The sequence below is a fragment of the Aeromonas sp. SCS5 genome (assembly GCF_001887375.1).
Taxonomy (GTDB): domain Bacteria; phylum Pseudomonadota; class Gammaproteobacteria; order Enterobacterales; family Aeromonadaceae; genus Aeromonas; species Aeromonas jandaei.
Genome location: NZ_LFCS01000012.1, coordinates 84,562 through 110,078 on the forward strand (window position 1 = coordinate 84,562; position 25,517 = coordinate 110,078).

25 protein-coding genes and 1 tRNA gene are annotated in these 25,517 nt (G+C 60.0%); 17 read left to right on the forward strand and 9 right to left on the reverse strand.

Annotation, left to right across the window (positions count from 1 at the left end; all coding sequences use genetic code 11):
- Window positions 1-9 precede the first annotated feature (9 nt).
- From BS300_RS16050 to BS300_RS16065, 4 genes are all read right to left on the reverse strand, one after another.
- Window positions 10-504: a CreA family protein gene (locus BS300_RS16050; protein ID WP_071913968.1), complete on the reverse strand. Its 495-nt coding sequence runs from the start codon at window positions 502-504 to the stop codon at window positions 10-12.
- Window positions 505-530: 26 nt separating this feature from the next.
- Window positions 531-977 (reverse strand): Mpo1-like protein, encoded by a 447-nt coding sequence (locus tag BS300_RS16055; RefSeq protein WP_071913970.1) that lies wholly within the window; start codon window positions 975-977, stop codon window positions 531-533.
- Between the two features lie 432 nt (window positions 978-1,409).
- Entirely contained in the window at window positions 1,410-2,267 is an 858-nt protein-coding gene (locus BS300_RS16060; protein ID WP_071913972.1) for a hypothetical protein, read from the reverse strand.
- A gap of 150 nt (window positions 2,268-2,417) precedes the next feature.
- Window positions 2,418-2,804, reverse strand: coding sequence for a TraR/DksA C4-type zinc finger protein (locus BS300_RS16065; RefSeq protein ID WP_033115635.1), 387 nt, complete (start codon window positions 2,802-2,804; stop codon window positions 2,418-2,420).
- A gap of 467 nt (window positions 2,805-3,271) precedes the next feature.
- Between BS300_RS16065 and BS300_RS16070 the strand changes: the two genes are divergently transcribed.
- The 10 genes from BS300_RS16070 (at window position 3,272) to BS300_RS21175 (ending at window position 13,139) form a co-directional block, all read left to right on the forward strand.
- Entirely contained in the window at window positions 3,272-4,603 is a 1,332-nt protein-coding gene (locus BS300_RS16070) for a glutamine synthetase family protein (RefSeq protein ID WP_041209747.1), read from the forward strand.
- Window positions 4,604-4,902: 299 nt separating this feature from the next.
- The gene (locus BS300_RS16075) at window positions 4,903-6,264 is read left to right on the forward strand and encodes an aspartate aminotransferase family protein (protein ID WP_071913974.1); all 1,362 of its coding nucleotides are present in this window, start codon (window positions 4,903-4,905) and stop codon (window positions 6,262-6,264) included.
- 54 nt (window positions 6,265-6,318) lie between these two features.
- Window positions 6,319-7,416 (forward strand): polyamine ABC transporter substrate-binding protein, encoded by a 1,098-nt coding sequence (locus BS300_RS16080; RefSeq protein ID WP_083593511.1) that lies wholly within the window; start codon window positions 6,319-6,321, stop codon window positions 7,414-7,416.
- A gap of 120 nt (window positions 7,417-7,536) precedes the next feature.
- Window positions 7,537-8,622 (forward strand): polyamine ABC transporter substrate-binding protein, encoded by a 1,086-nt coding sequence (locus BS300_RS16085; RefSeq protein WP_042029516.1) that lies wholly within the window; start codon window positions 7,537-7,539, stop codon window positions 8,620-8,622.
- 78 nt (window positions 8,623-8,700) lie between these two features.
- The gene (gene potA, locus BS300_RS16090) at window positions 8,701-9,855 is read left to right on the forward strand and encodes a polyamine ABC transporter ATP-binding protein (RefSeq protein ID WP_041209744.1); all 1,155 of its coding nucleotides are present in this window, start codon (window positions 8,701-8,703) and stop codon (window positions 9,853-9,855) included.
- Entirely contained in the window at window positions 9,852-10,757 is a 906-nt protein-coding gene (locus BS300_RS16095; protein WP_042029512.1) for an ABC transporter permease subunit, read from the forward strand. Before potA ends, BS300_RS16095 begins: the two co-directional genes overlap by 4 nt.
- Window positions 10,757-11,599: an ABC transporter permease subunit gene (locus tag BS300_RS16100; RefSeq protein ID WP_041209795.1), complete on the forward strand. Its 843-nt coding sequence runs from the start codon at window positions 10,757-10,759 to the stop codon at window positions 11,597-11,599. Before BS300_RS16095 ends, BS300_RS16100 begins: the two co-directional genes overlap by 1 nt.
- 45 nt (window positions 11,600-11,644) lie before the next feature.
- The gene (locus BS300_RS16105; protein WP_071913978.1) at window positions 11,645-12,349 is read left to right on the forward strand and encodes an MOSC domain-containing protein; all 705 of its coding nucleotides are present in this window, start codon (window positions 11,645-11,647) and stop codon (window positions 12,347-12,349) included.
- Window positions 12,350-12,504: 155 nt separating this feature from the next.
- Window positions 12,505-12,581 (forward strand) — tRNA-Pro (locus tag BS300_RS16110).
- A 33-nt stretch (window positions 12,582-12,614) separates the two neighbouring features.
- Entirely contained in the window at window positions 12,615-13,139 is a 525-nt protein-coding gene (locus BS300_RS21175; protein ID WP_143241815.1) for an AAA family ATPase, read from the forward strand.
- A gap of 61 nt (window positions 13,140-13,200) precedes the next feature.
- Here the strand turns inward: BS300_RS21175 and BS300_RS16115 are convergent, their stop codons facing one another.
- Both BS300_RS16115 and BS300_RS16120 read right to left on the reverse strand, forming a co-directional pair.
- Window positions 13,201-13,728 (reverse strand): hypothetical protein, encoded by a 528-nt coding sequence (locus BS300_RS16115; protein WP_033115627.1) that lies wholly within the window; start codon window positions 13,726-13,728, stop codon window positions 13,201-13,203.
- Between the two features lie 124 nt (window positions 13,729-13,852).
- Entirely contained in the window at window positions 13,853-14,317 is a 465-nt protein-coding gene (locus tag BS300_RS16120) for a thioesterase family protein (protein ID WP_071913980.1), read from the reverse strand.
- A 133-nt stretch (window positions 14,318-14,450) separates the two neighbouring features.
- Between BS300_RS16120 and recQ the strand changes: the two genes are divergently transcribed.
- Window positions 14,451-16,286, forward strand: coding sequence for an ATP-dependent DNA helicase RecQ (gene recQ, locus BS300_RS16125; protein WP_071913983.1), 1,836 nt, complete (start codon window positions 14,451-14,453; stop codon window positions 16,284-16,286).
- 72 nt (window positions 16,287-16,358) lie between these two features.
- Here recQ and BS300_RS16130 read toward each other — a convergent pair whose 3' ends face one another.
- Window positions 16,359-16,661 (reverse strand): cytochrome c, encoded by a 303-nt coding sequence (locus BS300_RS16130; RefSeq protein WP_071913985.1) that lies wholly within the window; start codon window positions 16,659-16,661, stop codon window positions 16,359-16,361.
- A 106-nt stretch (window positions 16,662-16,767) separates the two neighbouring features.
- Between BS300_RS16130 and BS300_RS16135 the strand changes: the two genes are divergently transcribed.
- The 3 genes from BS300_RS16135 (at window position 16,768) to BS300_RS16145 (ending at window position 19,262) form a co-directional block, all read left to right on the forward strand.
- Entirely contained in the window at window positions 16,768-18,195 is a 1,428-nt protein-coding gene (locus BS300_RS16135) for a YdiU family protein (RefSeq protein WP_071914041.1), read from the forward strand.
- Between the two features lie 10 nt (window positions 18,196-18,205).
- Window positions 18,206-18,493 (forward strand): DUF3630 family protein, encoded by a 288-nt coding sequence (locus BS300_RS16140; protein ID WP_071913987.1) that lies wholly within the window; start codon window positions 18,206-18,208, stop codon window positions 18,491-18,493.
- A gap of 94 nt (window positions 18,494-18,587) precedes the next feature.
- Window positions 18,588-19,262: a 7-cyano-7-deazaguanine/7-aminomethyl-7-deazaguanine transporter gene (locus BS300_RS16145; protein WP_071913989.1), complete on the forward strand. Its 675-nt coding sequence runs from the start codon at window positions 18,588-18,590 to the stop codon at window positions 19,260-19,262.
- Window positions 19,263-19,532: 270 nt separating this feature from the next.
- Here the strand turns inward: BS300_RS16145 and rraA are convergent, their stop codons facing one another.
- The gene (gene rraA, locus BS300_RS16150; RefSeq protein ID WP_021138460.1) at window positions 19,533-20,018 is read right to left on the reverse strand and encodes a ribonuclease E activity regulator RraA; all 486 of its coding nucleotides are present in this window, start codon (window positions 20,016-20,018) and stop codon (window positions 19,533-19,535) included.
- Between the two features lie 144 nt (window positions 20,019-20,162).
- Between rraA and BS300_RS16155 the strand changes: the two genes are divergently transcribed.
- Window positions 20,163-22,016, forward strand: a complete 1,854-nt coding sequence (locus tag BS300_RS16155; protein ID WP_071914043.1) for a methyl-accepting chemotaxis protein — start codon at window positions 20,163-20,165, stop codon at window positions 22,014-22,016.
- Window positions 22,017-22,138: 122 nt separating this feature from the next.
- Window positions 22,139-22,783 (forward strand): chromophore lyase CpcT/CpeT, encoded by a 645-nt coding sequence (locus BS300_RS16160; protein WP_071913991.1) that lies wholly within the window; start codon window positions 22,139-22,141, stop codon window positions 22,781-22,783.
- A gap of 93 nt (window positions 22,784-22,876) precedes the next feature.
- Here the strand turns inward: BS300_RS16160 and rpmE are convergent, their stop codons facing one another.
- The gene (rpmE, locus tag BS300_RS16165; RefSeq protein ID WP_033115620.1) at window positions 22,877-23,092 is read right to left on the reverse strand and encodes a 50S ribosomal protein L31; all 216 of its coding nucleotides are present in this window, start codon (window positions 23,090-23,092) and stop codon (window positions 22,877-22,879) included.
- 148 nt (window positions 23,093-23,240) lie between these two features.
- On the opposite strand from rpmE, the gene priA reads away from it, so the two are divergent.
- Window positions 23,241-25,448: a primosomal protein N' gene (gene priA / locus BS300_RS16170; RefSeq protein ID WP_083593507.1), complete on the forward strand. Its 2,208-nt coding sequence runs from the start codon at window positions 23,241-23,243 to the stop codon at window positions 25,446-25,448.
- Window positions 25,449-25,517 lie beyond the last annotated feature (69 nt).

The window sequence follows — 25,517 nt, forward strand, 5'->3', positions numbered from 1 at the left end:
ACCGGCTGGTTATTGCCCCCACGGCATGATGGGTACGGCGCTGACTGCACTCTTGTACGAACCATCCACCAGCTTGGTGCTGTAGGTCAGGTAAACCAGCGCATTGCGCTTCTGGTCGTAAAAGCGCACCACCTTCTGCTCCTTGAACACCAGCGAGGTGCTGACGTCGAACACCTCTTCCCCCGCTTTCAGCTTCGCCGGCAGGGTGATGGGACCGATCTGGTGGCACGAGAGGGAGGCGTGGGAGGGATCTTCCGCCAGCCCGAGCCCGCCCTTGACACCACCGGTCTTGGGGCGCGCCAGATAGCAGGCGACGCCGTCGATGCGGGGATCGTCGAACGCCTCCACCAGGATCTTGTGGTTGGGGCCGAACAGCTTGAAGGCGGTGCTCACCTCGCCGACGGTATCAGCCTTGTCGGCCAGCACCGGGCCGGCGAACAGGGCGCCCAGCAGCAGGGGCAGGGCGCGGCGCAGAGGTGAATTCAGAGTGTGGCGGTATGACATGGTCTCTCCTGTTGGCCCGGCATCCCTCAATAGGGTATGCCCAGGCGACGATAGAGGCTGGCAAGCACCCAGGCGGGGCCTATCAGCAGAAATTGCAGGTCGGCAAGGAAGGAGGGGCGTTTGCCCTCGATCCTGTGGCCGACAAACTGGGCTATCCAGAGCAACATGAAGATAAACAGCGCGGGCCACAGCAGCGGCCCCTGCCACTGGTGGCAGAAGGCCAGCCCGAGCGCGGTCAGCCCCGCCATCCCGACGAACAGGGCAAACGACAGCTGCAGGTAGAAGGCCAGCACCGGAATGGCGGCCACCGCCGCCCAGTTGAGCCCCGCTGGCAGCGGCCCGGCAGGCAGGCTCCAGAGCAGCCCCAGCGAGCAGAGATAGATGCCCGGCACCGCCAGCTTGTGGATGGCGACGTTGATCGGATGGCGATGGCTCTGGCCGTACTCCTCAAACCACTCTTCGACTCCCTTCATGGCACCTCCCTGGCGCACGCTCTGGTTTTGCTGCTCTGGCCACCCCCGGTAAACGGGCGCGGCATCGCAAGCATGATGGCGGAAGCGCGCGACCAATGCCAGATGGCAACGCCGGCTCATGCCGCGTTCTGATCAGATAGCGGCAAGGGGGGAGGCAAGTGAGATGGTGTGGGTCGGGCGATGGCTCTGGCGGGCCTGTGGCCCGTGCTGACCGCCTGCCCGGCGGGCTTTGGCATCGCTATAAATTTAATTTATGGGTTTTCCCTTTATGGCCCAATTTTAACTTATAGCGAGCCAGATCCCGCCATAGGCGCAGCTCTGCGCCCGTCAGCGGCTGTCACAAGTGCTTGCCCGATCCCAAGCGGGGAGTCCGGCTGCATCAGCATTGATAGGGGCAAAAACAGCACCGCCCCTGACGGGGCGGCTGGCAGCTTATCCCTGCGGAGGGTATTCCCAATATTGTGCCGGAATGCTCTTGAGCAACGGCGTCATATCGGGGTTGGGCAGCTGGATGGTGACCCGCTGGTCGAGATTGGCGCTGGCCAGCGCTTCGCGGATCTTCGGGTTTTCACGGAAGAACTGCATGAAGCTGCCGTCGGCATAGGCCCGCTCAAGGCCGGTCTGGATCGCCTTGGCCAGCTCGGGGTACTCGGGGCTGACGAAGAAGAACTGGGCGAAGGGGTAGCGGATCAGCAGGTGCTGCTCGATGGCGAGGTTGGGGTATTGCGCCACCAGCTCGCTGCGCTCGGCGAAGATCTCCACCATGGCGCGTGGAAAGAAATCGACCTTGTCGCCGTCGTTGATCAGGCGAAACAGGGTGCTGAAGCGACCGGAGTAGGTCGGGATGCCGGCACTTTCCAGAATCTTGTTGTCGGCCCAGCCGACTCCTTGCGCCGCTTTCATCTGCCTCAAATCAGCCAGAGTATTGATCTGGTTGAACTTCTCCTGGGCATCAGCGTGGATGAAGGAGAGGCGCAGCCCTTCCAGCCCGCGAAACAGCGGAATGGGGACGGCCAGCAGGGAGGACTCGAGCGCGCTGGAGGTACCCATCCAGAAAACATTGATGGTCTTGCCCTTGCTCAGCTGCTGCTGGAGGGTGAACTGGTTGAGATCGAGCTCGACGGGCTGGATGCGAAAGGGGGTGCCGGAGTGGGTCAGGGCCAGTTCCAGCAGCTTGTACTGGTACTCCTGATCGAGATTGTTGACGGGGCGACTGGGCACCTTGACCGTCAGAACCTGTGCTTGTGCCAGCAGCGGCAGGCACAAACACAGTTTGATGAGCCATTTCACTCTCTGTTCTCCTGTAGAGTCCGGGACGTGCCCGGAGTCTAACAGAACTTTTCACCCTCTTGCTGCGGCGCGGTGTGCAAGATTCGGGCGTTGGCCCTTGTCTGCCGACCGCCTATTGCTGCCAGAGGAGAGTGATTTCCCGGAGAGGGATCAGGCGACGCGGCGGAACACGTGGGTATCGTTGAATTCCTTGGTGCTCTGGCACTCGACGCAGAAACGGGACTCCGGACGGGCATGCAGACGCTTGAGAGAGATCTCGTCGCCGCAAGATTCGCAGTAACCGAAATCCCCTTCGCTGATGCGCTTCAGCGCGCCGCGCAGTTTGCGCAGATGCAGCTTGTCGTGCTCGATGCGGTTCAGCTCCAGACGGCGGGCTTCCTCGATGCTGGCACGGTCAATTTCATCGGCCATCTCGTTGGTGTCGGTGGCGATGGCCTGGCTGGCCTGGGAGTTGAGGCGATCTTCGAGTTCGAGGATCTGGCGCTCGATCTGTCCCTTGTAAAAGGCCAGTTGGTCTTCAGTCATGAAATCACACATACGATTTACTACCAGTCAGTTTACTAACCCAATTATCCCTGTTTATGGGGGCTGTCTGCCTGCAGACCAAGCCCTTGTATCCCGATTTGCACCGTTTTCATGCAAGAGAGTGCAAATCAGGGCGGGCCTTGTACCAAAAAAAAGCAGCCAAGCAAAGCAAATAGGATACGGATTGTGCGCCTTTGCAAAAAAATGGCCTCTTTAGCGGCTGATCTGACGGGATCTGACATCTGGTTCTGGCCGGTTGGCACCGGCTTTGCACTGGTGAGAGGCGAGGCCACGAGTGTTTAGTATTTGGTGCCGCATTGGTCATTATATGCGCCGTTATTTATAGTTTTTTAAACACACACCCTTGACATTGCCCTTCATGGCGGGCTTTTATGGTGGTGTTGATTACAATTTTATAACAAGGGTGTTCCATATATTAGACACCCTTGCCAATGGCAACCGTAGAGTCGGGGTTTAACATGGACAGTATCAAGGGCTGGATGGAGAGCAATCGCATCACGGAAGTGGAGTGTCTGTTCCCGGATTTCACCGGCAACGCCCGGGGCAAGATCATTCCAGCCAACAAGTTTTTGCGCGAAGGGGGCATGCGACTGCCCGAGGTGATCTTCACCCAGACAGTGACAGGTGAGTATCCGGATGACGACAGCATGATCGACCCGCTGGAGCGGGACATGCAGCTCTACCCCGACCCCAACACCATCCGCTTTGTCCCCTGGGCGCTGGAGCCGACTGCCCAGGTGATCCACGACTGTTTCGACGTCAACGGCAAGCTGATCGATATCGCGCCGCGCTCCGTGCTGCGTCGCGTTTTGTCATTTTACGAGAAGCAGGGGTGGAAACCGGTGGTGGCGCCCGAGCTGGAGTTCTATCTGGTCACCCGCAATGAAGACCCCGACTATCCGCTGATGCCGCCGGTCGGCCGCAACGGTCGCCCGGAGACCGCCCGCCAGTCGTTCAGTATCGATGCGGTCAACGAATTCGACCCCATCTTCGAAGACATGTATGACTACTGCGAGGCGCAGGAGCTGGAGGTGGATACCCTGATCCACGAATCCGGCGCCGCCCAGATGGAGATCAACTTCCTGCACGGGGATGCCATCGATCTGGCCGATCAGGTGTTCCTGTTCAAGCGCACCATGCGCGAGGCCGCCCATCGCCACGGCATCTACGCTACCTTCATGGCCAAGCCGATGAGCAACGAGCCGGGCTCCGCCATGCACATCCACCAGAGTCTGGAGGATATGAACGGCCGCAACCTGTTCGGTACCCCTGATGGTGGCAACTCCGAGCTGTTCATGCACTTCATCGCCGGTCTGCAGAAGTACACCCCCGCGGTGACCGCCCTGCTGGCTCCCAACGTCAACTCCTACCGCCGCCTCACCTTCGGCGAGAGCGCGCCGCGCAACGTCCAGTGGGGGGTGGAAAACCGCACCTGCGGCCTGCGAGTGCCCTTCTCCGACCCCAGTGCCCGCCGGGTGGAGAACCGCTTCGCCGGTGCCGATGCCAACCCCTATCTGGCGCTGGCCGCCACTCTGGCGTGCGGCTATCTCGGCATGATGGAGAAGCTGGAGCCGCTGCCGGAGATGAAATCGAGCGCCTACGAGCTGCCCTACAGTCTGCCCCGTTCGCTGGAGGAGGCCCTCAGCCATCTGGAGCAGTGCGATCCCATCAAGGAGATGCTGGGCGAGCGCTTTACCCGTGCCTTTGTAGCGGTCAAACGCAAAGAGTACGAGACCTACTTCGGGGTGATCAGCCGCTGGGAGCGCGAGTTCCTGCTGCTGAACGTCTGACCCGGATGCGTGCCGGCCACGCATCGTCCGAATCGGGGAGGCAGGCTGCCTCCCCTGCCTGTAACCGGTAATACGGGATGGAGGAGTGCTTCCCCCCGCGGATGGTTGTGAGCGAAAGTTGGCTCGCCACCGCTCTGGTTGCATGGTTGATAACAGTTTTTGGCTCGAATTAAGAACGCGAGGAGCAAGCCGTGCCGCAGCCGCAGGCCGCCCGAAAGTGGCCGTGACTGCGGGAGTGGCAGCCCTCCTGATGATTGACGAACAGAACCAGCTAAATCGAAGGAACCGAGGAGCTAACAATGCAACAGACTACCCGTGAGTGGCAGCAACAGGATGCCAGCCACCACCTGCACCCCTTTACCGACTTTCAGGCCCTGAACAAGAAGGGCAGCCGTATCATCACCAAGGCCAGTGGCGTCTATCTGGAAGACTCCGAGGGCAAGCGCATTCTGGACGGCATGGCGGGGCTCTGGTGCGTCAACATGGGTTATGGCCGGCAGGAGCTGGTGGATGCCGCGGCCAGACAGATGGAGCAGCTTCCCTACTACAACCTCTTTTTCCAGACTGCGCACCCGCCGGTGATCGAGCTGGCCACTCTGCTGGCCGAAGTGACGCCGTCACATCTCAACCACGTCTTCTTTACCGGCTCCGGCTCCGAGTGCAACGACACTGTGCTGCGGATGGTGCGCCACTACTGGGCCAGCAAGGGGCAGCCGGAGAAGCAGGTGATCATCAGCCGCCACAACGCCTACCACGGCTCCACCGTGGCGGGGGCGAGTCTGGGCGGCATGAAGGGGATGCATCAGCAGGGCAACCTGCCCATTCCCGGCATAGTCCATATCGACCAGCCCTATCACTTCGGTGAAGGGCAGGGGATGAGTGCCCACGAATTCGGACTGGAGCGGGCTCGCCAGCTGGAGCAGAAGATTCTGGAGCTGGGGGTGGACAAGGTGGCTGCCTTTATCGGCGAGCCGATCCAGGGTGCGGGCGGCGTCATCATTCCGCCTGACAGCTACTGGCCCGAGATCCAGCGCATCTGCGATCAATACGGCATTCTGCTCATCGCCGACGAAGTGATCTGCGGCTTCGGTCGCACCGGTCACTGGTTTGCCAGCGAGGGGTTTGGCATCAAGCCGGATCTGATGTGTCTGGCCAAGGGGATCACCTCGGGCTACCTGCCGCTCGGCGCCGTTATGGTGAGCGATCGGGTCGCCAGGGTGCTGGTGGAGGAGGGGGGCGAGTTCAACCACGGCTTCACCTATTCGGGTCACCCGGTCTCCTGTGCGGTGGCGGTTGCCAATATCCAGCTTATGCAAAAGGAGAGCATAGTTAAGCGCGTCCATGATAACATCGGCCCCTATTTGCAGCGCCGCTGGGCGGAGCTGGCCGACCATCCGCTGGTAGGGGAAACCCGTGGCCGCGGACTGGTTGCCGCACTGGAAATAGTGCAGGACAAACAGACCAACCAGCGTTTTCCAGCCCACGCAAATGCGGGGATGACCTGCCGGGAGTTCTGCTTTAACAATGGCTTGGTGATGAGGGCGGTAGGCGATACCATGATCATATCGCCCCCCTTGGTCATCACCGAGGAACAGGTTGATGAATTGGTCAAGCTCGCCAGGCTCAGTCTGGATCTGACAGCCGCCAAGCTGAAGGGTTGAGGTGCGGCCGGGCAGGTTGGCATGCGCATACAATTTGCTTAGGAGACAAGGATGATGTCTTTCAAAACGGGAGTGATCGCTGCCTCTGTGGCTCTGGTCATGGCAAGTGCCGGAGCAATGGCCGACGAGAAGGTGCTGCACGTCTACAACTGGAGCGACTACATCGCGCCGGATACCCTGGATAACTTCCAGAAAGAGACGGGCATCAAGGTGGTGTATGACGTGTTCGACAGCAACGAGGTGCTGGAGGCCAAGTTGCTGGCCGGCAAATCGGGCTATGACATCGTCGTGCCGTCCAACCCCTTCCTGGCCAAGCAGATCAAGGCGGGCGTGTTCCAGAAACTGGACAAGTCCAAGCTTCCCAACTGGCAAAACATGGATCCTGCCCTGCTCAAGGCGCTCGAGCCGAGTGATCCGGGCAACCAGTACTCCATCCCCTATATGTGGGGCACCATCGGCTATGCCTACAACCCCGAGAAGGTGAAGGCGGTGCTGGGGGCCGATGCGCCGGTCAACTCCTGGGATCTGGTGTTCAAGCCGGAGAACATGGCCAAGCTGAAGGAGTGCGGTGTCTCCTTCCTCGACTCGCCGACCGAAATGCTGCCGGCCGCTCTGCAATATCTGGGCTTCAAGCCGGATAGCCAGAAGCCGGACGAGCTGAAGCAGGCCGAGGCACTGTTCCTCTCCATCCGTCCCTATACCGCCTATTTCCACTCCTCCAAGTACATCTCGGATCTGGCCAACGGCAACCTCTGTGTGGCGGTCGGTTACTCCGGTGACTTGCAGCAGTCGAAGGCGCGGGCGGCGGAGGCCAACAACGGCGTGTCGCTGACCTACACCATCCCGAAAGAGGGGGCGGGCAGCTTCTTTGACATGATCGCCATCCCGGCCGATGCCCAGAACGTCGAATCCGCCCACGTCTTTATCAACTACCTGATGAAGCCCGAGGTGATCGCCAACATCACCAACGTGGTGAAATTCCCGAACGGCAACAAGGCGGCGACCCCGCTGGTCAATGCGGAGATCCGTAACGATCCGGGTATCTATCCGAGCGAAGAGACCATGCAGAAGATTTACACCTTCCCGGATCTGCCGGCCAAGGTGCAGCGTGTGATGACGCGCAGCTGGACCAAGATCAAGTCCGGCAAGTAAGTGACGAGTGCCCCTCCCGGTCCGCAGTTCGGCCGGGAGGGTAGTGATGCCATCTTTCGGGATGGGCCGCGCGAGAGGATGCGCAGACGGTCAACCACTAAACACAGGAGAACTGAAACCGTGCATACAACCAGATTGGCAACCATTGCCCTGACCATGGGGTTGGCAAGTGGCGTTCAGGCCGCAACTGAACTCCATTTCTACAACTGGTCTGATTATATCGGCGAGACCACCCTCAGCGATTTCCAGCAGGCGACCGGGATCAAGACCGTCTATGACGTGTTCGACTCCAACGAGACCCTGGAGGGGAAGTTGCTGACGGGGCGTACCGGTTATGATCTGGTGGTGCCCTCCAACAACTTTCTGGCCAAACAGATCAAGGCGGGAGCGTTCCAGAAGCTGGACAAATCCCTGCTGCCCAATATGGCCAACCTGGATCCGGTGCTGCTCAGCCAGCTCGACAAGGTGGATCCGGGCCATCAATACGCCGTGCCCTATCTCTGGGGTACCAACGGTATCGGCTACAACGTCGACAAGATCAAGGCTGTACTGGGGGTCGACAAGATCGACTCCTGGGCGGTTATTTTCGAACCGGAAAACATGGAGAAGCTCTCCCGTTGCGGCGTCGCCTTTCTCGACTCTGCCGACGAGATGATCCCTGCCGCCCTCAACTATCTGGGGCTCGATCCCAACAGCCATGAGCCGGCGGACATCAAGCGGGCCGAAGAGCAGCTGCTCAAGGTGCGCCCCTATGTCGCCTACTTCCACTCCTCCAAGTACATCGGTGATCTCGCCAACGGCGACATCTGCGTGGCGGCGGGTTTTTCCGGCGACATTCTGCAGGCCGCCGCGCGGGCCAACGAGGCCGGCAAGGGGGTGAAGATTGCCTACAGCATCCCGAAGGAGGGGGGCAATCTCTGGTTCGACATGATGGCGATCCCGGCCGATGCCACCAATGTCAAAGAGGCGCACGCCCTCATCAACTACGTCCTCCAGCCCGAGGTGATCGCCAAGGTCAGCAACTATGTGGGCTATGCGAATCCCAATGCCAGGGCTGCGGCGTTCATGGATGAGAAGGTGCGCGATGATCAATCTGTTTATCCACCTCAGCCGGTGCTGGCACGACTCTATGTCTCTCAGGAACATCCTCGTGCAATCCAGCGGCTGATGACCCGGAGTTGGAGCAAGGTCAAGTCCGGAACCTAACCTTGGTGCCCGTTCGGGGGCGCCAAATTGCTTTTATGGATCGGCCGCGAGGTCGATATCACGTTGGGGAGTTTGGTAATGGCGATAGCCTCCAGTGCCTACAAGAAAGCCCTCGAGGGCAGCCAGCAGCGTAAAGAAGTGCTGGTCAAGATTGATCGGGTAAGCAAGCAGTTCGATGAAACGCTGGCTGTCGATAACGTATCGCTCAACATCAACAAGGGGGAGATCTTCGCCCTGCTCGGTGGCTCCGGCTCCGGCAAGTCGACCCTGTTGCGGATGCTGGCCGGTTTCGAACGTCCGACCGAGGGGCGGCTCTATCTCGATGGTGTCGATATCACCGATATGCCGCCCTACGAGCGTCCCATCAACATGATGTTCCAGTCCTACGCCCTGTTCCCCCATATGACGGTGGCGCAAAACATCGCCTTTGGCCTCAAGCAGGATGGCCTGCCCAAGGCGGAGATCGATGCCCGGGTGGAGGAGATGCTCAAGCTGGTGCAGATGACCCAGTATGCCCGCCGCAAGCCGCACCAGCTCTCCGGTGGCCAGCGCCAGCGGGTGGCGCTGGCCCGTTCGCTGGCCAAACGCCCCAAGCTGCTGCTGCTGGATGAACCCATGGGGGCGCTCGACAAGAAGCTGCGCTCCCAGATGCAGCTGGAGCTGGTCGAGATCATCGAACGGGTCGGGGTTACCTGCGTCATGGTGACCCACGATCAGGAAGAGGCGATGACCATGGCCGAGCGGATCGCCATCATGCACCTCGGTTGCATCGAGCAGATCGGCAGCCCGATGGATATCTACGAAACCCCGGCCAGCCGGCTGGTGTGCGAGTTCATCGGCAACGTCAACCTGTTCGACGGTCTGCTGGTGGAGGATGAGCAGGACCACGCCATTATCGCCTGCGCCGATCTGGAGCAGCCCATCTATGTGGGCCACGGCATCAGCTCCCGTGCCGAAAACAAGAAGGTGACCTACGCCCTGCGCCCGGAGAAGCTGCTGATGAGCCTGCAAAAACCGGCGGAGATCGAGCATCCGGACTTCAACTGGACCAGGGGAAAGGTCTACGACATCGCCTATCTGGGCGGCCACTCGGTTTATCACATCGAACTGCCCTCGGGCAAAATCGTTCAGGCTTTCATCGCCAATGCCGAACGCCACGGCAAACGGCCAACCTGGGATGACCAGGTGTTCCTCTACTGGGAAGATGACAGCGGCGTGGTGCTGCAATCATGAAGGCATTGAGACGACTGAAGCATGTGTGGGGTCGCCAGCTGGTGATCGGCATCCCCTTCTTCTGGCTGTTCCTCTTCTTCCTGCTGCCCTTCATCATCGTGCTGAAGATCAGCTTTGCCGAAGCGGATGTGGCGATCCCGCCGTACACCGACGTGGTGAGCTGGGCCGACAACCAGCTCACCATCCTGCTCAACATGGGCAACTACCTGATGTTGCAGGAGGATGAGCTCTATATCGCCGCCTATCTCGGTTCGCTCAAGATGGCCTTTATCAGCACAATCCTCTGTTTGCTGATCGGCTATCCGATGGCCTACTCCATCGCCCGAGCCAACAAGGAGACCCAGACCGTTCTGCTGCTGCTCATCATGATGCCGACCTGGACCGCGATTTTGATCCGGGTCTACGCCTGGATGGGTATCCTCAGCAACAACGGCCTGCTCAACAGCTTCTTGCTGAGCATCGGTCTTATCCACGAGCCGCTGCAGATCCTCAACACCAACCTGGCGGTCTATATCGGCATCGTTTACTCCTACCTGCCATTCATGGTGCTGCCGCTCTACGCCAATCTGGTCAAGCATGACCAGAGCCTGCTGGAGGCCGCATCCGATCTGGGAGCCCGCAACCTGACCCGTTTCTGGCAGATCACGGTGCCGCTCTCCAAGAACGGCATCATCGCCGGCTGCATGCTGGTGTTCATTCCGGTGGTGGGGGAGTTTGTTATCCCGGAACTGCTGGGTGGCCCGGAGACACTGATGATCGGTAAGGTGCTGTGGCAGGAGTTCTTCAACAACCGCGACTGGCCAGTAGCCTCCGCGTTGGCGGTTGTGATGCTGGCGGTGCTGATCATCCCCATAATCCTGTTCAACCGTAACCAGGCCAAAGAGCTGGAGGGCAAGGCATGATGAGACGTTTTGGTTTTGCCAAGCTGATGCTCTGGCTGGGGCTGCTGTTTATCTATCTGCCCATGGTCATCATGGTGATCTACTCCTTCAACGCCTCCAAGCTGGTGACGGTATGGGGGGGCTGGTCGCTCAAGTGGTACTTTGGCCTGCTCGACAACAAGCAGCTGATCGGCTCGGTGCTGCGCTCGCTGGAGATCGCCTTCTATACCGCGATTGCGGCAGTCGCGCTGGGAACGGTGGCGGCTTTCGTGCTGACCCGGATCCCGCACTTCCGTGGCCGCACCCTGTTCGGCGGCATGGTGACGGCGCCGCTGGTGATGCCCGAGGTGATCACCGGTCTGTCGCTGCTGCTGCTGTTCGTGGCGATGGCCCAGCTGGTGGGCTGGCCTGCCGAGCGCGGCATGCTGACCATCTGGATTGCTCACACCACCTTCTGTACCGCCTATGTGGCGATCGTGGTGTCGGCGCGCCTGCGCGAGCTGGATCTCTCCATCGAGGAGGCTGCCATGGATCTGGGGGCCAAACCGTGGAAGGTGTTCTTCCTGATCACCATCCCGATGATAGCCCCCTCGCTGGCTGCGGGTGGCATGATGTCGTTTGCCCTGTCGCTCGATGATCTGGTGCTGGCCAGCTTCGTCTCCGGCCCGGGCTCGACCACCCTGCCGATGGAGGTCTTCTCGGCGGTGCGGCTCGGGGTGAAACCGGAGATCAACGCGGTTGCCAGTCTGATCCTGTTGTCGGTATCGCTGTTTACCTTTGGCAGCTGGTATCTGATGGCCAAGGCAGAGAAGCGTCGCCGTGCCGAGATCGCCATGACCACCCAGATGCAGGCGGTTGCCTGACCTCGTGTTAAGATCCGCACTCTCTCGTCAACCCGGAGGATGAGAATGCGGATCTCCCTTTTTAGCGGCCGTGGCACCGAACTGGTGCCCGGCCTTGTCTCTGCCATCCACAAGCAGCCGGTGACCGTGCCGGTTCTTTGTACCTTTGCCGGTCTGGAAGAGGACGAGCAGAGCGATCAGCGTCATCACGGCGGCCCGGATCGGGCGCTCCACTTCTATCCAGCTGACCATTATCCCTGGTGGCAGACCTGGCAAACTGCGTTGGGTCTTCCTGCTCCCCGCACTCCCTGGCAACCCGCCGCCTTTGGCGAGAACCTCTCTGGCCTCGGTCTGACCGAGACGCAGGCCTGTATTGGCGATGTCTATCGACTTGGTGAGGTACTGATCCAGATAAGTCAGCCGAGATCGCCCTGCTTCAAGCTCAACCAGCGTTTCGGTTATGGCCAGATGTCGCAGGTGATGCAGCTGAGCGGCCGTTGTGGCTGGCTGCTGCGGGTGCTGGAGGAGGGGATGGTTGCCCCCGAGGCGACCATGGAGCTGGTGGACAGGCCTTACCCTGAGCTGACGGTAAAGCGCACCGCCGATATCCTGTTCAATCAGGTGCGCAACGAAGCGGATCTGTTGTTGCTGCTGGAGAATTCGTCCCTCTCACCCAATTGGCGTCAGCATGCGGCGGATTGGCTGGAGCACGGCACCGTCGCTGACTGGCAACGTCGTCTGCTGGGGCCCGAGTCGCTGCGCTTGCCTTGAGGCAGAGTTAGTGGAATGTCACCATCCGGCTGCATTTCGGTAAACGGGGGCGAAGAGTGCTGAATAGTTGAGCGAACGGCACTTTTTTTCCCTTTAAATGCAAAAAAGGCTTGTGTCGGGTCGGCCCTTTCGGTAAATTCCCGTCCCGCAGACATCGGTGTGTAGCGCAGCTTGGTAGCGCACTTCGTTCGGGACGAAGGGGTCGGAGGTTCGAATCCTCTCACACCGACCAAATTTGAAAAGGCCGCTCAATAGAGCGGCCTTTTTGCATTTCGCTTTCCTGTTTTCTCGATTCACTTTACCTGCCGACCTGCCGACCTGCCGACCTGCCGACCTGCCGACCTGCCGACCTGCCGACCTGCCGACCTGCCGACCTGCCGACCTGCCGACCTGCCGACCTGCCGACCTGCCGACCTGCCGACCTGCCGACCTGCCGACCTGCCGACCTGCCGACCTGCCGACCTGCCGACCTGCCGACCTGCCGACCTGCCGACCTGCCGACCTGCCGACCTGCCGACCTGCCGACCTGCCGACCTGCCGACCTGCCGACCTGCCGACCTGCCGACCTGCCGACCTGCCGACCTGCCGACCTGCCGACCTGCCGACCTGCCGACCTGCCGACCTGCCGACCTGCCGACCTGCCGACCTGCCGACCTGCCGACCTGCCGACCTGCCAATTGGCCGAGTGATTTCACTTGTTGTATGCGGGGCCGAAGTAAAACCACAGATATTAAAAGGGCCACCGCTTGGTGGCCCGTTGGTGGAGTCTATTCTGACTCCGGCACTCTAGATTGTGGCAATCTCGTTATGGTTCTTGTCTATGGTGCCCTCCTTGCGCGCTAGGCGCTTGTTCAGATATGCCAGTGCTGATGCCGCAAGGCCTTTAAACTGTGTTGGGGCAGCAAGGCCGCGTGTTTGGGGTACTCACAAATAAAATGTTCGATTCCCTCCATCAGTTGTTCACGTAATGAAATCACGGGCTCATGCCAGGCTTGCAGGCATAGGTGGCCTGGGATCAACTGCTCCTGATAATCTTCCAGCAGCTGTTCTGGCCAGGGCTCAATACCGGAATTGCGTTGCAGCAAATAGTGGGCGGCGGGTTCACGGGCATAAATGAACTGAATTTGGGCCAGATCGCGTTGGCTTAGCGTTTGACTGTTGATGTGACAGGTCAAATATTTTCCCGTCTTCAGGTCCAGAAAGTGACCGCGTTGCCGACAGGGGACGATGCGATACCAAGGCAGGGGTGAGGAGAGAGAATACCCCTCAAGCTCCTGTTCCAACCAGTGGCGGCACTCGGGTGTCTGCACCTCGTCGAGCATGGACTCGAGCTGTGTCAACAAGGCTCTGGATGGTTTGATGGCCAGTTTCGCACTCATCACCTGCAATCCTCCCTCTGCACACAATCCCGACTATGAGTATGGACCTGCTTTAGCCAGAGGGGTTAGGGAATCTAATGATTAAAAGTGGATTAGCAGAGTGCTTTTTATGCATTAATGGCGTTTAGCCCACCAGATAGGTGCCGGTCCCAAAGGCGATATGGGTCCCCTCTTCGTTGTGCAACTCCATGCGGGCTACCGCGACCTTGCTGCCGGCCCGGATGATGTGGGCGGTGGCGATAAACTCGTTGCCGCGCCCCGGTCGCAGATAGTCCACCCGCAGATCTATGGTGCCGAGGCGGGAGAATCGCTCCTTGAGATAACTGGGGGAGAAATCTTCCAGATCGTCGATGCAGGAGGCCGCGACTATCATGCCGCCCGCCACGTCGAGTAGAGCTGCTGTGACGCCACCGTGCAGGATGTTGTGGAAGGGGTTGCCGATCAGCTTCTCCTCCATCTTGATGCGCAGCTCCACCCGGTCGAAGTCGTAGTGGGTCACCTGCATGCCGATCAGCTTGTTGAAGGGCATCCTTTCGGCGAACAGGTTGGCAATGCCACTGAGCGCCATCTTCTTGAGCATCTGTTTCATTCCTTGAATCCGATCCCTGTTTGCAAAGCCGAGTAAAAGCTCCAGCCAGTCTGCAACAGTTTTTTAACAGTCGCAATGGCAGGTTTATTGTGGGCGGCGGCTGCTTTAGAATGGCGACCCCAAAGGAGAGCCCATGACCGCGATTGCCGAAACCCTGCCAGATCCTCAGCCAGAGAGTCCGCTTGCCCTGCTGCAGGCGGTCTTCGGCTATCAGCAGTTTCGGCCGGGTCAGCTCGAGATTATCGAGCAGATCGTCGCGGGGCGCGATGCGCTGGTGCTCAAGCCCACCGGTGGTGGCAAGTCGCTCTGCTACCAGATCCCGGCACTGCTGCGGCCCGGGCTCGGGGTGGTGGTCTCTCCCCTTATTTCGCTGATGAAGGATCAGGTCGACAGCCTGCGCGCCAACGGCGTAGCGGCGGTCTACATCAACTCGGCCCTCAGTCGGGAGGAGATGATCCAGAACTTCGCTGCCATGCGTCGTGGCGAGATCAAGTTGGTCTATGTCTCCCCCGAGCGCTTGCTGCAGCACGAGTTTATGGACCGGCTGGCCGAGCTGCCGCTCGGGCTGTTCGCCATCGACGAGGCGCACTGCGTCTCCCAGTGGGGCCACGATTTCCGGCCTGAGTATGCGGCGCTGGGGCGGCTAAAACAGTGGTTCCCACAGGTGCCGGTGGTAGCTCTCACCGCCACCGCCGACGAGGCGACCCGCAGCGACATGCTGCACCGGTTGGAACTCAACGCTCCCTTTATCCACACTGCCAGCTTCGATCGTCCCAATATCCGCTACAGCCTGGTGGAGAAGTTCAAGGCGGCCGAGCAGCTGCTGCGTTACGTGCAGAGTCAGAAGGGCAACTGCGGCATCGTCTACTGCTCCAGTCGCAACCGGGTGGAGGAGGTGGCCGAGCGGTTATCCCGCCACGGCTGCAAGGCGGCGCCCTATCATGCGGGGCTGCCGCTCGAGCAGCGCCAGCAGACCCAGGATGCCTTCCTCAAGGACGACATCGAGATCGTGGTGGCGACGGTGGCGTTCGGTATGGGCATCGACAAGCCCAATGTGCGCTTCGTGGTGCACTACGACATCCCGAAGAACATCGAATCCTACTATCAGGAGACCGGTCGCGCCGGGCGCGATGGCACTCCCGCCGAGGCGCTGCTGCTCTACGATCCCGCCGATATCGGCCGGGTGCGCCGCCTGCTCGACAACATCGAGAACCCCCAGCAGTTGCAGGTGGAGCAGTACAAGCTCAACGTGATGGCCGCCTTTGCCGAGGCGCAGACCTGCCGCCGTCAGGTGCTGCTCAACTATTTCGGCGAGTACAACGACAAGCCCTGTGGCAACTGCGATATCTGTCTCGATCCGCCCAAAAGTTATGATGGCACCGAAGATGCCCAGAAGGCGCTCTCCTGCGTCTGGCGGGTGGGGCAGAATTTCGGGGTGGGTTATGTGGTAGAGGTGCTGCGCGGGTCGCTGAACCAGCGCATAAAGGATCACGGCCACGACAAGCTCTCGACCTACGGCATCGGCAAGGATCAGAGCCACGAATACTGGATGAGCGTGATCCGCCAGCTGATCCACAAGGGGCTGCTGACCCAGAACATCACCCGCAATCTGGTGCTGCAGTTGACCGAAGCGGCCCGTCCGGTACTGCGTGGCGAGGTGAAGCTGGAGCTGGCAGTGCCCCGCTTGCAGCCTATCTCCAGCCGCAAGGAGAAGCGCAACGGTCTGCTCGACAATGCCAACTATGACAAGCGGTTGTTCAAGGAGCTGCGCGCCCTGCGCAAGCAGATTGCCGAAGATGAAGAGGTGCCGCCCTACGTGGTATTCAACGATGCCACACTGGTGGAGATGGCACAGCTGATGCCGATGACCGAGGAGGAAATGCTAGCGGTCAACGGCGTCGGTCACCGCAAGCTGGAGCGTTTCGGGGAAGCCTTTATGGACCTGATCATCGACTATTGCCGAAGGTAAGAAAGCTTGGCGAAGCACGGCCGAATGGATGCTTCGCCAACGGGGAGGCGCCCGACAGCCGGGTGCAGCAGATTACTTGAGGCTGGCGTAATAGGCCGCCAGATTCTCCATATCCGCATCGGTGAGCGGCGCCATAAAGGGAACCATCAGGGGCTCTTTGCGGCTGCCATCCTTGAAAGCCTTCAGCTGTTTCACCAGATAGGCGGCATTCTGCCCGGCCAGATGGGGGTAGTTGGGGATTATCGCCTTGCCTTCCACGCCGTGACAGGCAGCACAGACGGCCGCTTTGGTCTTGCCCGCTTCGATATCGGCTGCCTTGACCTGATGAACCCAGGCCAGAGCCAGCAGGGGCAGGGCATAAAGCCACTTTTGCATCTTCTTCTCCTTGAATTGAACAAATGAGGATTGCCGGTTGGCGGACAGCCTGCTGACGGCAGTATAAAGATTGACACGAGCATACTCAGGGATGAATGGCACAACCATGAAGCTGATCAACACTTTTGCGAGCGAACTGCCCTGGGCCTGTGAACCTGTGGTGCCCCAGCCGCTACAACAACCCCGGCTACTTCACCTCAACCGCGCTTTGCTGGATGAGCTGGGGTTGGGAGGCGTCAGCGAGTCTGAGTGGATCGCCTGCTGTGGTGAGGGAAAATTGCTGCCCGGCATGCAGCCGGTGGCGCAGGTGTATGCCGGCCATCAGTTCGGCGGCTATAGCCCAAGGCTTGGCGATGGCCGGGCACTGCTGTTGGGTGAGCAGCTGGCGCCCGATGGCTTGCGCTGGGATCTCCATCTGAAGGGGGCAGGAAAGACGCCGTTTTCCCGCTTTGGTGACGGCCGCGCCGTATTGCGCTCGAGCATTCGCGAATATCTGGCCTCCGAAGCGCTCCATGCCCTTGGCATACCGACCACCCGGGCGCTGGTGCTGGTGGGCAGCCAGGAGCCCGTTTACCGCGAACAGGTGGAGACCGGGGCGACCGTGCTGCGCACCGCCCCCAGCCATCTGCGCTTCGGCCATATCGAGTATTTCGCCTGGAGCGGGCAGGGAGAGAAGATCCCGCCACTCATCGACTATCTGCTGCGCCACCACTTCCCCGAACAGGAGAGTGGTGCCGAACTGTTTGCCGAAGTGGTGCGACGCACCGCGCGGCTGATTGCCAAATGGCAGGCGGCGGGCTTCTGTCACGGGGTGATGAACACCGACAACATGTCGCTGCTCGGCCTGACGCTGGATTACGGCCCCTACGGCTTTATCGATGCCTATGTGCCCGATTTTGTCTGCAACCACTCGGATCCGGCGGGTCGTTACGCGCTGGATCAGCAGCCTGCGGTCGGCTACTGGAATCTGCAAAAGCTGGCGCAGGCGCTGGCGGGGCATGTCGACGGTGATGCGCTGGCTGTGGCGTTGGCCCAGTACGAACAGCAGCTGATGTTGCACTACTCCGAACTGATGCGGGCCAAACTCGGGCTGGCAGTGTGGGAGGAGGATGACCCGGCGCTGTTCCGCGAGCTGTTCCGTTTGCTGGCGGCCCACAAGGTGGATTACCACCTGTTCCTGCGCCGTCTCGGTGAGGTGACGGGAGAGGGGACATGGCCGGCATCCTTGTTGGTGTTATTAGCCGACCCCACTGCGTGGCAGCAGTGGCTGGAGCACTATCGGGCGCGGCTGGTGCGCGAAGAAAGCGAAGATGCCATGCGCAAGGCGCGGATGGATGCCATCAATCCCAAATATGTGCTGCGCAATGCGCTGGCCCAGCAGGTGATCGATGCTGCCGAGGCGGGCGATATGCAGCCGTTCGAGCGCTTGTTTGCCGCTTTGCAACGCCCCTATGATGAGCAACCCGAATATGAGGATCTCGCTACCCCACAACCGGCATGGTATTGCGGTGGCGAGCTCTCCTGCAGCAGCTGAGAGATTTGGAATGAGATGGCAGATCAAGCAGATAGATAGCGATGCCGGAGTTGTCATGCTGGCGTGTCCCGCTCTCGATTGGGACACTTTTCCGGCCTTGGCCGGGGCGCTGCTGCAGGCGTGGGAGCTGCATCCACTGGAGCGGGATGTCGGTGCCGATCGCCATAGCTGGTTGCTGGATTTCGAGGGGAGCCAGTTCAGACTGGAGTTTGAGCACTACAGCGGCTGCTGGTTGGAGGCGGGGCGCCCTGAAGATCGGGAGGCGCTGCTCTGGCTTGCCAGACAGCATAAAGATTGAACTATCGCGTGCGGGGCGTATAATCTCGCGCTTCGCTTATCGCCAATGGTGGCGATATGGGTTCCCTAACCCCATTAACCAAAAAGGTCACAAGATGAATCTGACCCCTGAGCAGTACCAAACGGCGCTCGTTCGCCTGTCGTTGTTCCATATCCTCGTTATTGCCAGCAGCAACTATCTGGTTCAGCTGCCTATCACCGTCTTCGGTTTTCACACCACCTGGGGTGCGTTCAGCTTCCCGTTTATCTTTCTGGCGACCGACCTGACGGTGCGGATCTTCGGTGCCGGTCTGGCGCGCAAGATTATCCAGACTGTGATGCTGCCGGCACTGGCCATCTCCTATGCGCTCTCCGTACTCTTCTTTGAAGGGAGCTTCCAGGGGGTTGGCCATCTGGCTGAATTCAACCTGTTTGTGGCACGTATCGCGCTGGCCAGCTTTATGGCCTATCTGGTGGGTCAGTTTATGGACGTGGTGGTATTCAACCGCCTGCGCCTGCTCAAGCACTGGTGGGTGGCGCCAGCTGCTTCCACCCTGTTTGGCAACATGGTCGATACCATCGCCTTCTTCAGCGTGGCCTTCTGGCGCACGAGCGACCCCTTCATGGCGGAGCACTGGGTCGAGATCGCGACCGTGGACTATGTGTTCAAGCTGCTGATTAGCCTTGGTTTGTTCGTGCCGCTCTACGGCGTGCTGTTGCGCTATCTCAGTCGCAAGCTGGTTGGAGAGGCAGGATTGCCCGGGTTGCAATCCGCAGTCCGACAAGCCTGATGAAATTGGCCACCCTCAACGGTGGCCAATTTTTTTGCCTGATTGGCAAATAAAGCTTGCTCAATTAAATGAGAATGATTATCGTTAACTTGTTTTCCGGGAAAGGCCTCATCCGTTCCAACGTGATGGACTTCTTGTGAAGGCACGACATTGCTCACATTGCTTCCAGTTAAGGGCCAGTTTATCTGGCCCTCTTTTTTTGTCATTTTTCAGCAAGTTACAGACATAAAAAACGGGAGCCAAGGCTCCCGTCGTCACTCTGTCTGTGGCTTACTCGATGTCGAGTGCCTCGGGGGAGAGGATCACCCCTGTGGTATCGGCGTAGAGATGATCGTCAGGCAGGAAGGTGACTCCGCCAAAATTGACCGGCAGATCCGTTTCCCCCACATCCTTGCTGTCGGCGCCGACCGGAATGGCCGCCAGCGCCTGAATGCCGATGTCGAGATCTTCGAGGATATCGACTTCGCGGACGCAGCCGTAGCAGACAATTCCTTCCCACTCGTTTTCAGCGGCAGTGGTGGCGATTTCGCTGTCGATCAGGGCGCGGCGCATGGAGCCACCGCCATCGATCAGCAGCACCCGGCCAACGCCGTTCTCTTTGACGAGTTCACGGATGAGACCGTTCGATTCGAAGCACTTGACGGTGGTGATGACGCCGCCGAAAGAGGCACGGCCGCCGAAGGAGCAAAGCATGGGTTCGAGCACATCCACCATGTCCTGATAGATGTCGCACAGTTCTGAAGTATTGTATTCCATAGTGTCAAATCCACGGCTGGAAACAGGTGGATCCAGTATAAGGAGTGAGACCGGCATTTCAATGAATATTCCTTGAACAGCCACAGGGATAACGTTTTCCGCATAAGCTCAATGCAGTTCATCCGTACAGGTGAGAGGTGCATCGTGCTGATCCGTCATAAGTTGATTCTGAATACCGTACTGGTTGCGATTGCCATGGTGGTACTGAGCGGCCTCTTTATCTATTCGAGCCAGGTTACCCGCAGCCTGACACAAGCCCAGCGCAATGTGGACGGGCTGGAGATTGCCATGCTCAATTTGCGGCGGGCCGAGAAGGATTTCCTGCTGCGCAAGGATCTGAGCTTCGTTAACCATTTCAATGAGGTCATGACGCAGTTCCACCAGCTGGACGAGACCCTGGGCCGTGACGACAACCTGGCTGCGGTGCATGCCGATCTGGCCAGGCTGGATCAGCAGATGGCGGCTTACGGCAAGGCGTTTCTGGAGCTGGTTGCCCAGCAGCAGAAGATTGGTCTGGGGCCGGAGGATGGGCTCTATGGTAAGCTGCGGACTGCCGTGCATGAAGTGGAAGATGGCCTCAAAAAGCTGGATCAGCAGGGGTTGCTCATCACCATACTGCAGCTGAGACGGGCGGAGAAAGACTTCATGCTGCGATCCGATGTCCAGTATCTCGACCGTTTCCAAACTCTGCACAAGAGTTTTCAGCAGAGTCTGGCCGTCTTGCCGGAAGCCGACCGCGGCAAGCTGGAGCAGGCCAGCAATCAGTATCGGGAGGACTTTGTCGCATTGGTGCAGGGTATGCAGGTGCTGGGGCTGAATGAGGATGAAGGGCTGCGCAACCAGATGCGGGGTCTGGTTCATCAGACCGAGCAGGTGTTCTCTGCCGTCGACCAGCATATCGCCGGTGAGCTGGATCAGCAGACTGCTCGCCTCAATACCCTGATGTTGATGTGTGGCGGGGTGATCATCGTACTGATAGGAGTCATGAGCGTACTGCTGGGTCGCAGCATCGATCGTCCCATTAGCCGGGTAAATGATACCGTCAATCGCATTCGCCAGGATAATGACCTGCGCCTCAAGATCGAGCTGCAGGGGGCCGATGAAATGGCTCAACTGGCGGGTAACCTCGATGTGATGCTGGGCGGCTTCCGCAACCTGATTGGCGATGTGAAGCAGAGCGTGCATACCCTGACGGAGGCGGCAGATCACCTCTCGGACAACGTTAAACGTACCAGCGAGGGAGCTGCTCGCCAGCTGCAGGAGACCGACATGGTGGCCACCGCCTCGACCGAGATGGGTTCCACCATAGAGGAGATCGCCCGCAATACCGAGCAGGCCGCCAACAATGCCCAGGCGACCAACAACAAGGCGATGGAGGGGCGCAGTGCGGTGGAGAACACCGTCGACCAGATCCGTCTGCTGGCTGACAATCTCGAGCACTCATCCCGCGAGGTTGGTCAGTTGCAAAGAGAGAGCGAGACTATCGGCTCGGTGCTGGACGTGATCCGCGGCATTGCCGAGCAGACCAACCTGTTGGCCCTCAACGCGGCGATCGAGGCGGCACGGGCGGGGGATCAGGGGCGCGGTTTTGCGGTGGTGGCGGACGAGGTGCGCAGCCTTGCCATCCGTACCCAGAAATCGACTCAGGAGATCGCCGGCATCATCAGCTCGCTGCAGAAGCAGACCGGCAGTATCGTCGAGGTGATGGCGACCTGCCGCGAGCAGGGGAGTCGCAGTTCCGATCAGGCCAACGTGGCGGGGGCGCTGCTGGAGCAGATCACCCAGGATGTTACCCACATCATGGATATGAGCACCCAGATTGCGGCGGCGATCGAGGAGCAGAGCCTGGTTGCCAACGAGGTGAATCGCAACGTCAACAACATCCGCGACATTGCGCAGGAGTCGAGCGCCATGGCGGCGGAGAATGCCAGATCCAGTCAGGGGCTGAACGAGCAGGCCAAGCTGCTGAATCAGGCGGTCGCGAAATACCGGGTTTAGTGATCGGGCGGGCATCCTTGCGAGGTTTTTTCACCAGAGTGGCAATGATTTGATCGTAATGGCTGTTATTGAACAGCTTCGCTCATATAATCGCCGCCACTATGATGATTCGGAAGGATTCGATGACAAAGTTGCTGGTGGCCGTATTCGGGCTATTTTGCTCCTGTCTGGTATCGGCAGGAGTATCGTCCCGGGCCACTATTTCCGGCATGGAGCCGCTGCTCAGCTGGTTCAGCGGTGATTTTTCGAGCCAGGAGCAGGCGCGATACGACGATCGCTTTACCAGCGCTGAACTGCGTCTGGTGGAGATCTGGCGTGGCTATCAGGGCTATCGCTGGGTCTATGCCGAGCAGTATCTGACCCTGCGGGCCGTTCGCCCCTTCCGCCAGCGGATCTATCGTTTCTCCCCCAGTCCTGACGGACGCATTCTGATGGCCGAACTGACCATGCCGCGGGCCACCGACTTTGCCGGCGCCTGGCACAACCCGGAATTGCTCGATAGCCTCACCCCCCAGCAACTATCTCTGCGTCGTGGCTGCGAGATCTGGTTGAGCCGCACGCCATCCGGTGAATATGCCGGTCATACCCGGGTTGGTCACTGCGCTACCGATTTCGGTGGCGCCAGCACGCTGGTGCAGCATGTCTGGATTGGTCCCAACAGTGTCAGACTGCTGGATCGGGCTTATGATCTGGCGGGCAAGGCGCGCTGGGGGAGTCCGGGGGAGGGATATGTCTATCTGCGCAGGGTGCGCGAGCGTGGGCACTGAGCCTGACTGGCGAAAAACGTGAATGATTGGAAGACCACAGAAACAAAAAAGACGCCCATAAGGCGTCTTTTTCAGAATTCGTCAGAAGTAGAATTACTTCTTGGAAGTCATCGCACCGAAACGCTTGTTGAACTTGTCTACGCGGCCGCCGCTAGAAACTTCTTTCTGCTTGCCGGTGTAGAACGGGTGGCACTCGGAGCACACGTCCAGGTTCAGATCTTTACCGATGGTAGAGAAAGTGTTGATGACGTTACCGCAAGAGCACTTGGCGGTGATGGCTACGTAGTCAGGATGGATACCAGCTTTCATGGACAACCTCAAAGTAATAGGCCGTGTCGCCATCCGATCTCTTGTCGGACACCACACGATTGTTGAACACAGTTTCAAAGGCTGCGAATAATATAGGAAATGCCTGAGATCAGGCAAGTGGCTTCGCAGAAAAAATAGGCAACCTCTGGTGAATTCTTCCCAAACGCTGGATCTGGTTCGTGTGGCTGTACCGGTGCCGCTACGCCGTCATTTCGACTATCTCTCCCCCCTGCCGTTACCTGCTCCCGGTTGTCGGGTCGAGATCCCTTTCGGCCCGCAAACCCTGGTCGGGCTGGTGGTGGAGCACCCGGCCGACAGCCAGGTGCCGCGTAACAAGCTCAAACCCATCAAGCGGGTGCTGGATAGCGCCCCCGTGCTGGGGCCCGACATTCTGGCGCTGATGAACTGGAGCGCCAGTTACTACCAGCACCCGTTGGGAGAGGTGCTGCCGCACGCCCTGCCGGTGCTGGTGCGCAAGGGGGAGCCGGCCGCCTATCGCGAGCTGGAGTTCTGGTTTGCCACCGAGGCCGGCATGGCCATCGATCTCAATGAACTCAAGCGGGCAGCCAAGCAGCAGCAGGCGCTCGCTCTGCTGCGCAAGGGGCCGCAGACCCCCTCCGCCCTCAAGCAGGAGGAGATCCAGAGCGCCGCACTCACTGCGCTGGAGAAGAAGGGGCTGCTGGAGAAGCGCTCGCTGGAGCCGAGTCACGACGGCGACTGGGCTGCCCGTTTTGAACCGGGGGAGGGGCTGCGCCTCAACGGCGAGCAGGCGCTGGCCGTTTCTGCCGTTACCAGCCAGAGCGACAAGTTCGGTGCCTTCCTGCTGGACGGCATCACAGGTTCCGGCAAGACCGAAGTTTACCTGAGCATCCTCGAGCCGCTGCTCAAGGCGGGCAAGCAGGCGCTGGTGATGGTGCCGGAGATCGGCCTCACCCCGCAGACCATCAACCGCTTCCGGCGCCGCTTCAACGTGCCGGTGGTGGCGATGAACTCGGCCATGAACGATCGGGAGCGGCTCGATGCCTGGCTTGCCTGCCGCGACGGCGGCGCTGCCATCCTGATCGGCACCCGCTCTGCGGTGTTCACCCCGTTTCACAACCTCGGCATCATCATCATCGACGAGGAGCACGACGGCTCCTTCAAGCAGCAGGACGGTTTTCGCTACCACGCGCGGGATCTGGCGGTGATGCGGGCTCATCGTGCCGGGATCCCCATCCTGCTTGGCTCGGCCACCCCGTCGCTGGAGACATTGCACAACGCCCGCAGCGGCAAGTATCACCATCTCACCCTGACTCGCCGCGCCGGCAATGCCCAGACCGCCCGTCAGGTGATCCTGGATATCAAGAACGTGCGACTGCAGGCCGGGCTTTCCCCTCAGCTGGAGCAGTTGATGGCGGAGCATCTGGCGGCGGGCAACCAGGTGATGCTGTTTCTCAACCGCCGCGGCTATGCCCCGGCCCTGATCTGCCACCAGTGTGGCTGGAGCGCCGCCTGCGAGCGCTGCGATGCCTGGTACACCTGGCATCAGGCCGGGCGACGGCTGCACTGCCACCACTGCGACAGCGTGCGCCCGCTGCCCCATCACTGCCCCGAGTGCGGCAGCAACGAGCTGATCGGCTCCGGGGTTGGCACCGAACAGCTGGAGCAGCTGCTTAGCACCGTGTTCCCGCAATATCCGGTGGTGCGTATCGATCGGGACAACACCCGTCGCAAGGGGGAGTTGGAGACCCACCTCGGTGACATCAAGGCGGGCAAGTACAAGATCCTGATCGGTACCCAGATGCTGGCCAAGGGCCACCATTTCCCGGATGTGACGCTGGTCGGACTGCTGGATGTGGATGGCGCGCTATTCAGTGCCGATTTTCGCGCCGCCGAGAAGCTGGCCCAGCTCTACACCCAGGTGGCGGGCCGTGCCGGTCGTGCCAGCAAACCCGGGTTGGTGGTGCTGCAGAGCCACCATCCGGAGCACGCCCTGCTGCAGGATCTGACCCAGAACGGTTACGGCCACTTCGCCGATACGGCGCTGAAAGAGCGCCGCCTGCTGGGGCTGCCGCCTTTCAGCTATCAGGGACTGTTTCGGGCCGAGGCCAACGGCCGTGACGAGGTGCAGCTGTTCCTCGCTCGTCTCGCCGATACCCTGCGCAGCGCCCGCTATCCCCATGTTCAGGTGCTCGGGCCCATCAGCGGTTTTATGGAGCGCAAGGCGGGCAAGTTCCGCATGCAGTTGCTGGTGCAGGGGCCGAACCGGGCTCCACTGGCCCAGCTGCTCGATTGGGCGGTGAAGGAGCTGGAGGGGTGGCCCGAGACCAAGCGGGTACGCTGGAGCCTCGACATCGACCCCACCGAGCTGAACTGAGTCAGGCTCTTGTCGCTGATGGTGAAGCGGTCGCTGGCGCGCTTCGTCAGCGACCGGGTTTGCCATGCG

What these genes read in the sequence shown, in the direction of transcription:
- BS300_RS16145 (WP_071913989.1), top strand. Translation starts at nt 18,588, where the DNA reads ATGAATCTGACCCCTGAGCAGTACCAAACGGCGCTCGTTCGCCTGTCG.
- BS300_RS16065 (WP_033115635.1), bottom strand. Translation starts at nt 2,804, where the DNA reads ATGTGTGATTTCATGACTGAAGACCAACTGGCCTTTTACAAGGGACAG.
- BS300_RS16100 (WP_041209795.1), top strand. Translation starts at nt 10,757, where the DNA reads ATGAGACGTTTTGGTTTTGCCAAGCTGATGCTCTGGCTGGGGCTGCTG.
- BS300_RS16050 (WP_071913968.1), bottom strand. Translation starts at nt 504, where the DNA reads ATGTCATACCGCCACACTCTGAATTCACCTCTGCGCCGCGCCCTGCCC.
- BS300_RS16135 (WP_071914041.1), top strand. Translation starts at nt 16,768, where the DNA reads ATGAAGCTGATCAACACTTTTGCGAGCGAACTGCCCTGGGCCTGTGAA.
- potA (WP_041209744.1), top strand. Translation starts at nt 8,701, where the DNA reads ATGGCGATAGCCTCCAGTGCCTACAAGAAAGCCCTCGAGGGCAGCCAG.
- BS300_RS16160 (WP_071913991.1), top strand. Translation starts at nt 22,139, where the DNA reads ATGACAAAGTTGCTGGTGGCCGTATTCGGGCTATTTTGCTCCTGTCTG.
- BS300_RS16115 (WP_033115627.1), bottom strand. Translation starts at nt 13,728, where the DNA reads ATGAGTGCGAAACTGGCCATCAAACCATCCAGAGCCTTGTTGACACAG.
- BS300_RS16120 (WP_071913980.1), bottom strand. Translation starts at nt 14,317, where the DNA reads ATGAAACAGATGCTCAAGAAGATGGCGCTCAGTGGCATTGCCAACCTG.
- BS300_RS16055 (WP_071913970.1), bottom strand. Translation starts at nt 977, where the DNA reads ATGAAGGGAGTCGAAGAGTGGTTTGAGGAGTACGGCCAGAGCCATCGC.
- BS300_RS16130 (WP_071913985.1), bottom strand. Translation starts at nt 16,661, where the DNA reads ATGCAAAAGTGGCTTTATGCCCTGCCCCTGCTGGCTCTGGCCTGGGTT.
- BS300_RS16080 (WP_083593511.1), top strand. Translation starts at nt 6,319, where the DNA reads ATGTCTTTCAAAACGGGAGTGATCGCTGCCTCTGTGGCTCTGGTCATG.
- rpmE (WP_033115620.1), bottom strand. Translation starts at nt 23,092, where the DNA reads ATGAAAGCTGGTATCCATCCTGACTACGTAGCCATCACCGCCAAGTGC.
- BS300_RS16095 (WP_042029512.1), top strand. Translation starts at nt 9,852, where the DNA reads ATGAAGGCATTGAGACGACTGAAGCATGTGTGGGGTCGCCAGCTGGTG.
- BS300_RS16070 (WP_041209747.1), top strand. Translation starts at nt 3,272, where the DNA reads ATGGACAGTATCAAGGGCTGGATGGAGAGCAATCGCATCACGGAAGTG.
- BS300_RS16075 (WP_071913974.1), top strand. Translation starts at nt 4,903, where the DNA reads ATGCAACAGACTACCCGTGAGTGGCAGCAACAGGATGCCAGCCACCAC.
- rraA (WP_021138460.1), bottom strand. Translation starts at nt 20,018, where the DNA reads ATGGAATACAATACTTCAGAACTGTGCGACATCTATCAGGACATGGTG.
- BS300_RS16105 (WP_071913978.1), top strand. Translation starts at nt 11,645, where the DNA reads ATGCGGATCTCCCTTTTTAGCGGCCGTGGCACCGAACTGGTGCCCGGC.
- recQ (WP_071913983.1), top strand. Translation starts at nt 14,451, where the DNA reads ATGACCGCGATTGCCGAAACCCTGCCAGATCCTCAGCCAGAGAGTCCG.
- BS300_RS16140 (WP_071913987.1), top strand. Translation starts at nt 18,206, where the DNA reads ATGAGATGGCAGATCAAGCAGATAGATAGCGATGCCGGAGTTGTCATG.